Below are 12,067 nucleotides of genomic sequence, written 5' to 3'. Positions count from 1 at the left end.
ACTTACACTAAAGCCATGAAAGGAAATCCATTCAAATCAGGAGGCCGTTGAAAATGACAACCAAAACTTATCAATTAGAAACAGTAACATGCCCCAGCTGCATCGCAAAAATCGAAGGAATGCTCAAGAAGCTCAGCGGTATCCATACCTCCGAGGTCATGTTCAACTCTTCAAAGGTCAAGGTGAGCTTTAATGAATCCATAACTTCTTCAGAAGTTATCAAGGGGAGTATCGAAAAATTAGGCTATAAGGTTCTCGCAGAAAAATAAGAGAAATGGAGCGTCTTGTTATGAAAATCACTAAAGGTCAGACGGCATTGCTCTCGGGTTCACTGGCGACTGCGTCGTTACTGCTAAAAGAACTGCTGGGATATCAAGCAATTACAGTTATTCTTATGTTAGCGACTACCGTAGTAGCGGGGGCTCCTATTATTAAAAGGGCTGTCGGAGCCTTAAGATACAAGATAGTAGGGATTGATACGCTTGTAACCATAGCAGTCATCGGGGCCATCTTGATCGGGGAATACTGGGAGGCTGCAGCAGTCACCTTCTTATTTATGCTGGGAGACTATTTGGAATCAAGAACCATCGACAAGACTCGCTCCTCGATCAAATCGCTCCTTAATCTGGCACCGGATAGAACCAGAGTGATCAGAAACGGCATGGAAGTGGAACTTCCGCCTGAGGAAGTCGCCCCGGGCGAGATCGTCCTGGTGAAGCCGGGCGAGAAAATATCGATCGACGGTACGATTATCGAGGGTTCAGCTTATATCAATCAGGCCGCGATTACCGGCGAATCGATCCCGGTTAACCGCAGTGTGGAAGAGAATGTCTTTTCAGGAACTGTTATTGAAGCGGGCTATTTAATGATCAGAGCGGAAAAAGTCGGGGATGATACGACCTTCGCCAGAATTTTGCAAATGGTTGAGGAAGCCCAGGATAAAAAAGCGAACACGCAGAAATTTCTGGAGAAGTTCTCTCGATACTATACACCGTCCATTATTTTGTTAACTATAATTATGTTTCTCATTACAAGGGATATCCATCTGTCCCTGACCTTGTTAGTCATCGCGTGCCCAGGCGCGCTTGTGATCTCGACCCCGGTCTCCATAGTCGCAGGAATCGGAAATGGCGCCAAGCATGGGGTACTAGTCAAAGGCGGGGAAATCATGGAGAAGCTGGGTACCGTTAAGGCCGTAGCCTTCGATAAAACCGGAACCTTAACCGTTGGCAAACCAAGTGTCACCCGGATGAAAGCCTATGGAACCAGTGAAGATGAGCTATTGCGAATAGCCGCAGTGGGTGAAGCTTATTCAGAGCACCCGCTAGCAAGGGCCATCCTCTCCAAAGCCGCTGACAAGCTCGGCCCCGTTACGGAAATATCGGAGAATGCGGAAATGCTTACAGGGCGAGGCATTAAATTTACACTTAATAATGAAGAGTACTATATAGGCAACAGAAGGTTGTTTGAGGACCACGGCATAAGCCTGGCTATGCAGGAGGATGATTTTGTAGCCGAGGAGACCAAGGGGCAAACCGTAGTTATCGTAGGTTGCAATAAAAGAGTTATTGGTATAATAGCCATAGCAGATACAGTTCGTGAGGAAGCGAGAAGCTTAGTATCCAACCTTAAAGCTTTAGGCGTCAAAAAGGTAATTATGCTGACGGGTGATAATCAGAATGCTGCTAAGGCTATCGCTGCAGAGGTTGGACTGGATGAATATTATAGTGAGCTTCTTCCTGAAGACAAGGTTGCTGTTCTGAATCAGCTTCAAGAGAAATATGGAAAGGTCGCCATGATTGGCGACGGGGTCAATGACGCGCCTGCGCTGGCTAAAGCGGACCTGGGCATTGCGATTGGCGGCGCCGGTGCAGATGTGGCCATGGAGACGGCTGATGTCGTGCTCATGTCCCAGGAGATCAAGAGGCTCTCTTATGCGATGGGATTAAGTCGCGCGACTGTGCGCAATATGAAACAGAATATTGCTTTCGCGATTGGGGTAGCAGGCTTGTTACTGGCAGGCATATTCATCAAGACCGTGAACCTTTCCTTCGGTATGCTTGTACATGAGGCGTCGGTATTATTAGTTATTATCAATGCTACTCGACTATTGCGATTCGGAAAATCAAAAACCAAGACCAATATAGCGATATAACGATGTTACTGGAGGATTCTTATATGGATAACTGCTCCCACACGCAGAACCACGCAAATTGTATTGAAAATGTACCGATATTTAGCGGCTTGAATGACAAGGAGATGCTGGAAATTGCCCATATCACCACCGCGCAAACCTTTAAAAAAGGGGAAATGCTGTATTTAGCCGGAGATATGAGCGGAAAGCTATATGTTTTGCATACCGGCAAGGTAAAGGTAGCCCGCTTTAATCCAAATGGCAAGGAACAGGTGATTCGCCTGATCGGCCCGGGAGAATTTATGGGTGAGCTCTCTTTGTTCAGCTCTGTTCCGTTAACAGACAATGCGGAGGCATTAGAAACCTCGACCCTGTGCATTATTGAAGGCTCCAAATTAATGGAGCGGATGGGGAAATATCCTACCATCGCTTTTAAAGTCATGGATGTGCTGAGCAAACGTCTGGAAAAGGCAGAGAACCTGATCGAGGAGATCAGTCTTACTTCCGTAGAACAACGTATAGCCGGAGCTTTATTAAGCTCAGCCGATGCGTCGGGGAATATTGTTCTGGGCATGAAAAAAGGGGACTTTGCTTCACAGCTAGGCATGAGCCAGGAGACACTAAGCAGAAAATTGGCTGCCTTTCAAGAGGAAGGGCTGATTGAACTAAGTGGCCCTAGGAAAATGAAAATTGTCGATATCGCCGGGTTATCCAGCAAAAGAGACACCGCGATGAACGATGTCTCTTCATAATATTTTATAGAAAATACTTGATTGATCTGGCCTTGTTATTGATATTTGCTTACCTTATTCATACCGCAGCGATTCAATCGGGTGCAGCTTGGAGGCTTTATTGGCCGGGTATAGACCAAAGAAGATTCCTACTGCAGCGGAGAAGCCAAAGGCTAATGCCATTGCCCAAATGCTCACCACAAATGGCCAGCCGGTGACCATAGCAAATAGGAAAGCAATAAACAGCCCTAACAATGCCCCAAGCGCCCCGCCGATAAAGGACAAAATGATCGCCTCGATCATAAATTGCACCATAATGGTGCCCGGCGTAGCGCCGATCGCTTTGCGAATCCCGATTTCCCTTGTGCGTTCAGTTACCGAGACCAGCATAATGTTCATGACCCCGATACCGCCAACCAGCAGAGAAATGCCGGCAATGGAGCCAATGATCGTCTGCAAAATGCTAAAGGTGCTGGACACCATCTGCTCCGCTTCTTTCCCGGTCTGAGAGAGATACTGTCCGACATCCGCATTGTTCTTCTTGGCGAACCACTCCTTCACGTCCTTCACCGTCTGGTCCATATTTTCGGGTGACGAGGCGAGAACCTCAATCACACCCAGACGTATATTATCCCCATCCTCGCCCCTTGGCATCGTGGTAATGGGAGCATAACCCGTATAACGCTCCCCCTCCATTCCGCTCAGAATGCTCTCCTGCGGCTTGTATACGCCGATAATACGATAGGTTCCCGTCGAGGTGACCAGCTTTCTCCCCACCGCACCTGCTTCAGAGCCAAACGCCTTGATTGCGTATTTGCTATCCACAATGATTACCTTCTGACGCCCTCTCTCTTCCTGCGCGCTGAAGAATCGGCCAGCCACCATATCGAGATTCATCATCTTCGTCATGTCCGACTTCGTTGCAGTGATGGAGAATCTAAGCTCCTCATTCTTCAGCTTCGTTGCCAGTGAATATGTAATCGAAGAAGAGACATATCTGACCCCTGGCAGCTTGGCAACCTCATTTAAATCCCTAAGACGAATCTCCGCATCCGCCCCGGATGGTGCGCTGGAGTAATTGTTATAGACGACAAAATATCCATCTTTATAGCTCGAAACGGTAGAAATAATCGATTTCTGACCCGCCTGTCCGATCGATACGACAGTAACGACCGCGGCGACGCCAAATACGATCCCGATCATGGTCAGAAAAGAACGCAGCTTATTAATGCGAAGATTGTCCAGTGCAACAAGAATACTCTCCCAAATACTCATGGACTCACACTTCCTTTGCGCGTATCCTTGAGCAGCTTGCCATCGCCGAAGAGAAGCACACGGTCAGCATGTTCCGCAATATCAGGCTCATGGGTGACAAGTACAATCGTCGTCCCATCCGCATGGATTTGCTTAAACAATTCCATAATCTCATAGGATGATTTCGTATCCAGATTACCGGTCGGTTCGTCGGCTAATAGAATCGGCGCCTTCATCGTTAACGCGCGGGCAATAGCGACGCGCTGCTTCTGGCCGCCGGAGAGCTCTGTCGGACGATGCTTTACGCGATCAGCCAGACCCACCTTAGCCAGCAGCTCCAGCGCTCTCTCATGCCTTGTCTCTCTGGGAATACCGGCATACATCATCGGGAGCATCACATTTTGCAATACCGTCTGACGTCCAAGCAGATTAAAGCTTTGAAATACAAAGCCGATCTTCTGGTTCCGCACTCTGGACAACTGATCTTCATTTAATGTATGGACTTCCTGCCCATCAAGCGCGTAGCTGCCAGACGTCGGGACATCCAGGCAACCGATAATGTTCATCAGCGTAGACTTGCCCGAGCCCGAAGAGCCCATAATCGCTATGAATTCTCCACGCTCCACCTGTAAAGTAACCGGGCTGAGCGCCTGAACCTCGAGCAAGCCATTTTTATATACCTTGGTGATGTCCGTCAAAGTAATCATTCGACCTTCACCTTGTCGCCATCGTGAAGTTGATCTGCGCCCCCTACGACAACTCGGTCACCCTTGGAGACTCCTGTCACGATCTCGACCTGATCGCCTCCCTCTTTGCCGATTTTTATCACTGATTTGACAGCTCTGTCTTCTTCAATTTTAAAAACATAGGCTTCCTCGCCCTCATACTTTACAGCTTCGATCGGGACGAGAAGTCGGGGCTTGTCCGGTATTTCCATCTCAAGGGCCACATTATATCCGGGACGCAGCTCCGCGGCTTGATCCTGGAGCGTGACCTCCATTTCAACAGAGGCATCCTTCGAAGCCGCATCGTTCAGCACAGCGGTCGGGGATAGATAAGTAACCTCTCCATGATATGTACCCGAGATCGATTCACCGGTCACTACGGCCTTCATCCCCGCAGCTACCTTGCCTGCATCCAGCTCTGTCAGATTGGCTTTAACCTTATAGGAGGACAAATCGGCCAAGGTTGCAAGCGGACTGCCTTCAGCCATAAGCTGGCCCTCTTTGACCGATAGCTGCGTTACTACCCCACCTGCCGAGGCGTATACCGTGCTGTTGTTCAACTGCTGCTCCAGGGAAGAAATCGTCAATTGACTGCTGCGAATTCTTAAATCGTAGGAGGTTAAGTCGAGCTCTTCGACCGTTTGCTCAGGGTCCTCAGCCATCTGCTGCTTGAACTTGGCAAAATGCTGCCTCTTCGCAGCAAGCCTCTCGGCTTCGGTCAACTCCAGACTGAGCTTCTCCTTCTCCAGCTGCTCCTTCACGGTGTCCATCTTAAGTGTCAGCAGCGCTTGACCTTCGGTAACCGTATCCCCTGTCTTGATATTAAGCGCTTGGACCACACCGCCCACCGGCGAGAAAATCTCAACGGACTTGACCGGTTCAAGCCGGCCATTCGTATAGACCTGCTCCAAAATCTCACCTTCCGTAGCCTCTGCTACTCTTACACTTTCTGTACGATTTAACCCTCTCAGATTGACCAGCACAAGCACGATCAGCACCAGGCCAAATATAACACCCCATACCCACTTCTTCTTCAACAAAAGATCTCACTCCCATCCTCTATCTGTCATTAGGCCAATAGCAATGAACCGAAAGAAAGAACTAACCAGGCAAGGACAATCCATATTGCCACTTGCTTTTTAGGGCGGTTCATCATGACAGCCGCACCGATAATGTACAGGACCAAGGTCCAGATACTGAACGGGTTAATGACCGACAGAACTCTGAATAAGTCGCTGCCTTTATCCTGAACGAACGCTCCCAAGCTGATCGATATATCACTTATGGCCTGGGCATTCGTTACCTTTAGCAAGATTGCGGTTAAGACCCCGTCAATCATTCCAGGCAGGGAAGCAAACGCGGCAACCGTAACCAATTGCATATACTTCGCTTCACCGCGAACCACTAAATTCAGCAGCAAAAACAGAAGACCACTAATAAATAACGTAGCTACGGAAGTAATAACAACAACGACATAAGAAATAGTCCTGTTTCCGTCCATCACGGTATCATAACTCTCCGGTGAAATCTGCGGATTACTCTTCAGACTATCCAGCACCGTTTGTTCAATCATCGGCATTTCCACGTAAATCACGGCAAATGAAATGACCAACAGGACAATCAGGCAAATGAGCCAAGCCAGCTTGCTGCTTTTGAGTCTCTCAAAAGTCATTTCCGGAGAAGAAAAAATCGTAAAAAAATTTCCCAAATAGAACCCTCCTCAAATTTAAGGTTGCCGGTCTCTCTATGTATGTATTTGTTACATTCTTACTATATGTACGATGATACCATCCCCAGGGATTCATGTATTGGATATTTTTCTCATAGAGAAGCCTTCGGAGCTGGAGAACATGACGCTATTATCCTGCTGATAATAAAAGCTGTCGACATTGTTGAATGCCGACAGCCTGACCTAACCAATAGAAGTGGGATTTTGATATTTAGTTATCCATGCTTCTTACTGCGGGTTAGTCGTCCAAATGCCTGCAGTTTTGATAAACACACGGGGAGGCAATTTCAAGGTAGCCAGTGCCAGCTCTGCAACATCCTCTGGTTGCATCATCCGATCTTCGTCCCCAATTTTTAATCCAGCATTAACTGCTAAATCCGTAGCAACTGTACTAGGTGTTAGTGCTACCACCCGGATGTTCGATTTGCGAACTTCCTGTAATAGAGACTCCGTTAAGCCGAGAAGGCCGAACTTAGACGCACAATAAGCGGAACCCGTGGCAAAACCACGCTCACCCGCAGTGGAAGCTACGTTGATGATATCTCCCCTATTTTGCTCCAGCATGAACGGAAGTGCAGCACGAGTTACATAGTAAGTTCCCATCAGGTTCACTTGAATAATTCGTTCCCATGTACTTGGTTCCATATCCATCAATGTGCCAAACTGCGCGATTCCCGCATTGTTGATTAGAATATCTACCGAACCAAGCTGCTCCTGGAGTTTCAGCACGGCAGCTTCAGCTTCTTGCTGAATGGAAATATCCGCTGTTGCCATAAATACTTTTACGGAATACTCCGTCTGCAAAGAATTTTGCAATGATTCGAGATCAGTGGCTGTGCGCGCAATGAGGCCAAGGTTTACGCCTTCCTTCGCCAAAGCGATTGCGATTGACCTCCCGATCCCTTTTCCTGCTCCAGTAATAATGGCCGTTTTATTGGTAAGCTGCATCTCTAATTCCCTCCATATCTGCTTCTAATCATTAAGTTTACCTATTTATTCTATATTATATTTGGGGTAGATTGTAAGGGCAGAGGTAGTATGCAATTAGCAATTTATTGTCCTGTTTAGGTTATCCCGAATCTCATTTTTACAAAATCCTTAATCGATTCGGTACTGTAGCCCATCAAAAATGATCATTCTAGTTACCCCGCCATTTATAACAGGCCAACCTATCACCTTGTCTGAACGTATTAGGTATCTGGTTACTTTATCCTTCCTCAATAGAAGGATGTCGTTGTAATTGCGTTCATATAACTGTAGGCTTGCTAGTTCTCCATCCTCATCGACCAATTCAAAGACATGGCTGCCTATCGAAAGCTTTAATTCCGCAAGCATCAACGGGGATAAAATACTGAATTCAAAATAGTTGTTCATGGCACCATCGCTGATATCCCATAAATAAGTATCAATGATCCTCATATCATACCATTTACCGCAGTTTCTTGGATTCATTTCATTTAACAGGCTCTTATAAGCCTCTGACCAATAAATTTCTCCTACATATAGATCCTCAAACGGTTTCTGCTGCAGATTATCAGGATTTTGTATATAACGCTTAAATGATTCTATATCGCTATTATTGATCAGAAAAGGTTTTGTACTGTGAAGTTCATTATTCACCTTATACCTAATCCGATTCACGGATATCCAATCGATCTGATTTAATGATTTCTCCGCATACGAACGAAAATGACTCAATAAATCCTCACTTGTCATTGTTGTCCTTTTATACTGATAATCCCGTGTGTCAAAAGGGCTATAATAGTCGATACTTGGATCCATTTTCCTGAAAAATGTAAACTGCCAGACCCCCTCGAACTTCACCGGACAGTCATCGGAAAATCTCTGGCATATATATTGCTTGCTGTCCAAATAAATAGTGAGAACTTTATTTAGGGCTATCCATTCATATTTCTGTCCTAAGCTGTCCATCTGGTTATTATCAGCACTTAAGTCAAATTGTCCGAATTTAATAAAATTGTAGCCCATCTGAAAAATTTCCTTGATCACCATTCGAACGAAATTTTCCCTGCATTCTGGCAAGATCTGATCGATGATTTCTACTGATTGAAAATGGATTCTATCCCCGTATTGAATAGGAACGTTAGTATAACAGGCTTGAAGATCATCAATAATGCTGGTTTGATATGTAAAATACATATTTAAATCTAGCACACGGCCACTGTAGGAATCATACGGATCCAGCCTGCTAATTTCTGCATCAGAAGGCTCTATTCTAAGATCGTCAACTACATCCTGCTTGACTTCATTGAATTCATACCGGTTCTTAAACGGCGGTTTGATGTCCTCGGCTTGAATATCTCCGCAAAGCCCCTTAGACGAAGCAAACTCCAGGATCCCCGTCAAATAGTTGCGAATCATGGCATGAGGAATAACTTCTTTCCCGTCAAAAAACTCCTCATAGAGATATAAGGCCAAGCCTTCTGCTTGATCCATGTCTCGCGTATTCATCACACATCCATAGGCAGCACAAAATAGCGCTTCTAATATATAGGCATCATTAACCCTTTCAAACTTCTTGATAATATCTGTCAAAATATCGATCCGGTTCGTAAAGAGCCTCACCATGGCTTTAATAGAAACATCTCTTACGCGATCATATGTGCTTGCCATAAACCAGGTAATATTCATCCCTAATAACTGTACGGATTCATCATCCAGCTGAGACTGGTCCGTATGCTCTTTCCATGCCCACTTCATGATCGTCTTGAAGCTGTCATTCTGAGCAAAGCGTTTACTGACATAAACCGTCCAGAAAGCGTTAAATTCATCAAGCTTAAGTTCAATTAATTGTCTGTACAGAAAATTCGCATTATAGTAATGATCTTTTACAATCGTATATTTTAGTACTTCATCCCAGAATTCATACATATGATATGGATCAATATAGCTCCTATATAGAGATTCATTTAATATATACGAATGCGATATTCCATTGATTCCTCCCGGTCTTCTCCAAGTAAGACTATTATAGTAGGCCGCTTTAAAGTCAATCTCCTTGTACTTCAGTATGCGTTTCGGCCAATTAAACATTTCGAACTCCTCTGTATACTCAGTGGACAACGTATCTGGTATCTGCACGGCTAGTGCTTCAAATATTCCTTGATTCGAGCGCCGATCGGAAAGCAAATGAAAATAGCGGTTTTGATCCGAGAAGAAATCTTCTAGATCCCTTGCTTTAGTATAGGTATGAACCTCATTCGCTTCAATAATCTTCTTGGCGGTGATGTACTCTTCAAATAATTCAAAAGCGATATAGACGATATTTTTTTCTTCCCCGTTTGGGGTTATGGTGTTCACTGTAATGATCTTCTCATTAATTAACTCGTCAAAGAAATGGATACCTAGTCCATGGTGCATCATAGCCTGATTTACTTCCCTGGAAGCCACTCCGTATAAAAGGTAGGATTCGCTCCCCTTATGCTTAAGCTTGGAATCGATAAAATAGTACAAAGCTTCAACGACCAAATTCTCGTACTTCGGGTAGTTCTCGATCCTTAATTTTAAGTCTTGATTGATCTTCTTGAAATAGTTATTAAAAATACCTTCAATGCTCTCCGTGCCAGATATACTAACCTTGTCGAATGCCCTGCAGTACATTTTCAAGAATAGAGGATTCTTGAATTCATATTTCAGATAGTCATTTAAATTTAGCGGCACTTGATAGTAATTAAAGAACTCCTGAATGGCTTGATCTAGATCATCGAACCCTTCAAATATATATTTGTTCACGTTATTTCTTTTATAGAATCCCTCAGGTATGATGTCATTCTCATAGGTATCTCGCACACTCATAACTAAGGCCATGTTGTTAAGTTTTCTTAGCCTCTCGACGAAGCCGCCAAGCGAATTCAGCCAATAATGTTTGCCTTTCCCCTCGTTAAGAGCATCGATGAAAATAACGACGCGCTCCCCCTTAGCCACCCCGTAATCATTAAAAACTTCAAATACAGCTTCCATCTCTTCATCACTTGCAATGACTAATTGCTTTCTGATTTGTGACAGAATGGTATCCTCTGAATGAAATAACTGACCTAACAGAAAAATGCTCATCTTATTAGCGTTTATTCTCTTCAGTACCTCATCCGCCATGTAGTGAGATTTACCTATGCCTGCCTCTCCAGATACTACTACGAAAGGATTCAACGCGATTCGAAGAAGGCTGCTGTCACTGTCCACGTACTCGGAGTAGAAGTCGTTGACCTCGTATCTTAAGGGCCCGCCGCCGATACTATACGGATTATCATCAAGATAACTTTTCAAGTCCTTAACGCATTGTTCCAATTGCGGCAGGCATACTTTCAGATCTTTAAGCGATTCAATGTCCCGCTTTATTTCTTTTATTTTCTCCAGACTTGTAATGATCACTTGGTCTACCTGGTCTATATTCCGGGAAGAGTTGCCTGCTAATATGCTGTCACACTTCTCTATAATATGGCCCCTGAATTTATCATTCAGTTCGATCGCATCGATCATTAACGATGCCTGTACTTCCACATTTAAATCCTCAGAGTAACGCTCGCCCATATTCTTTATGTTTTCTCTAGCTTTGCCTTCAAACCATCTCGGAGTATACCGCTTTTTTCGGTCTTCCAATTTGTCATGAAGCAGTTCATACATTTGATTCTGTCTAGCTGCTATCTTATCTTGTTTGGACTCCATCCTATCCTGCTTATCGGATAACGACTTGATTCCCTCATGATTTGCCGTCTTCATCTCTTCTATTTGATGCAGTATCTCCAGAAACTCCGGGCTCCAATGCGTTTTTTTATAGTGTTCTAAACGGTCAAGTATTAATTCGAAGAAAGGGTAGATATGGTCCTGATACCTTGGAAAGGACTCCATATACGCTGTCGTATTAAGCCTGCTCTTATCCATCTGCCCAGGCCTTACGCCTTCAAGAATCCAACGGAAAACTTCATCGCGATTGACAGAATCCTCAAGCAAATCGCAAAACAACTCATCGGGCAGCTTCACATCATCTTTCGCATCGATAACCGCTGCCTTAAATATTTTTACTGTTTCGTCGTGGTAGTTATCTGTGACCCACTTTTCCTTCAGATCACGAACAACCTTTGATTGCATTATTTTATCTTTTACAAGGTCTGCAAGCGACTTGCCCAGACCGTTAACGATTCCCTCAATAATGATATCCTTCATAATCTATGGCTTCCCCCGTTTACTTTTAGAGGTTGTTCAAAAAGTCCGCTTTTGATAAGAAAACTGATCGAAGTCATTCAAGGATGAGCGACCGCGATCCAGATGTAGGTTTTCTTGCGATATAGAATTGCATCAGCTACGCTGATAACTTATAAATTCTATATCTAACACGAAGTAGATCAGGAAGCTATTCGGCATCGAATCTTGAATTCAGCCGGGCCAAGCGTATGCTTACGAAGTATGTTTCCTCCGGAAACATTTCAGGTGCTCACGTACAAACTACGTACGCTCCGCTCCTCAGTCCCTAGCTTCA

The 12,067-nt window shown here is 44.8% G+C and carries 9 protein-coding genes; 3 read left to right on the top strand and 6 right to left on the bottom strand.

Annotation, left to right across the window (positions count from 1 at the left end; translation table 11 throughout):
- The first annotated feature begins 53 nt into the window (after positions 1 to 53).
- Genes BN1360_RS07665 through BN1360_RS07655 form a run of 3 tightly spaced genes read left to right on the top strand, consistent with a single transcriptional unit; the run spans position 54 to position 2,886 of the window.
- Positions 54 to 269, top strand: a complete 216-nt coding sequence (locus tag BN1360_RS07665; RefSeq protein WP_068779294.1) for a heavy-metal-associated domain-containing protein — start codon at positions 54 to 56, stop codon at positions 267 to 269.
- 20 nt (positions 270 to 289) lie between these two features.
- Complete coding sequence (locus BN1360_RS07660) at positions 290 to 2,155, top strand: heavy metal translocating P-type ATPase (RefSeq protein WP_068779293.1); 1,866 nt, start codon at positions 290 to 292, stop codon at positions 2,153 to 2,155.
- Between the two features lie 23 nt (positions 2,156 to 2,178).
- A complete protein-coding gene (locus BN1360_RS07655; RefSeq protein ID WP_068779292.1) occupies positions 2,179 to 2,886 on the top strand; it encodes a Crp/Fnr family transcriptional regulator in 708 nt (235 codons plus the stop codon).
- 54 nt (positions 2,887 to 2,940) lie between these two features.
- Here the strand turns inward: BN1360_RS07655 and BN1360_RS07650 are convergent, their stop codons facing one another.
- From BN1360_RS07650 to BN1360_RS07625, 6 genes are all read right to left on the bottom strand, one after another.
- The gene (locus BN1360_RS07650) at positions 2,941 to 4,140 is read right to left on the bottom strand and encodes an ABC transporter permease (protein ID WP_068779291.1); all 1,200 of its coding nucleotides are present in this window, start codon (positions 4,138 to 4,140) and stop codon (positions 2,941 to 2,943) included.
- The gene (locus tag BN1360_RS07645) at positions 4,137 to 4,826 is read right to left on the bottom strand and encodes an ABC transporter ATP-binding protein (RefSeq protein ID WP_068779290.1); all 690 of its coding nucleotides are present in this window, start codon (positions 4,824 to 4,826) and stop codon (positions 4,137 to 4,139) included. Before BN1360_RS07645 ends, BN1360_RS07650 begins: the two co-directional genes overlap by 4 nt.
- The gene (locus tag BN1360_RS07640; RefSeq protein WP_068779289.1) at positions 4,823 to 5,884 is read right to left on the bottom strand and encodes an efflux RND transporter periplasmic adaptor subunit; all 1,062 of its coding nucleotides are present in this window, start codon (positions 5,882 to 5,884) and stop codon (positions 4,823 to 4,825) included. Before BN1360_RS07640 ends, BN1360_RS07645 begins: the two co-directional genes overlap by 4 nt.
- Positions 5,885 to 5,913: 29 nt before the next feature.
- Complete coding sequence (locus BN1360_RS07635) at positions 5,914 to 6,552, bottom strand: YIP1 family protein (RefSeq protein ID WP_068779288.1); 639 nt, start codon at positions 6,550 to 6,552, stop codon at positions 5,914 to 5,916.
- Between the two features lie 249 nt (positions 6,553 to 6,801).
- Positions 6,802 to 7,521: a 3-ketoacyl-ACP reductase gene (locus BN1360_RS07630; protein WP_068779287.1), complete on the bottom strand. Its 720-nt coding sequence runs from the start codon at positions 7,519 to 7,521 to the stop codon at positions 6,802 to 6,804.
- Positions 7,522 to 7,671: 150 nt separating this feature from the next.
- On the bottom strand, positions 7,672 to 11,754 hold the full coding sequence (locus BN1360_RS07625) for an NACHT domain-containing protein (protein ID WP_068779286.1): 4,083 nt from the start codon (positions 11,752 to 11,754) through the stop codon (positions 7,672 to 7,674).
- Between the last annotated feature and the right edge of the window lie 313 nt (positions 11,755 to 12,067).

The sequence above is a fragment of the Paenibacillus sp. GM2 genome, from assembly GCF_900069005.2.
Taxonomy (GTDB): Bacteria; Bacillota; Bacilli; order Paenibacillales; family Paenibacillaceae; genus Fontibacillus.
This window is presented reverse-complemented; position numbering and strand designations above follow the sequence as displayed.

Excerpts from the sequence above, each read along its gene's own strand:
- BN1360_RS07665 (WP_068779294.1), top strand. The coding sequence starts at position 54 with ATGACAACCAAAACTTATCAATTAGAAACAGTAACATGCCCCAGCTGC.
- BN1360_RS07660 (WP_068779293.1), top strand. The coding sequence starts at position 290 with ATGAAAATCACTAAAGGTCAGACGGCATTGCTCTCGGGTTCACTGGCG.
- BN1360_RS07655 (WP_068779292.1), top strand. The coding sequence starts at position 2,179 with ATGGATAACTGCTCCCACACGCAGAACCACGCAAATTGTATTGAAAAT.
- BN1360_RS07650 (WP_068779291.1), bottom strand. The coding sequence starts at position 4,140 with ATGAGTATTTGGGAGAGTATTCTTGTTGCACTGGACAATCTTCGCATT.
- BN1360_RS07645 (WP_068779290.1), bottom strand. The coding sequence starts at position 4,826 with ATGATTACTTTGACGGACATCACCAAGGTATATAAAAATGGCTTGCTC.
- BN1360_RS07630 (WP_068779287.1), bottom strand. The coding sequence starts at position 7,521 with ATGCAGCTTACCAATAAAACGGCCATTATTACTGGAGCAGGAAAAGGG.
- BN1360_RS07625 (WP_068779286.1), bottom strand. The coding sequence starts at position 11,754 with ATGAAGGATATCATTATTGAGGGAATCGTTAACGGTCTGGGCAAGTCG.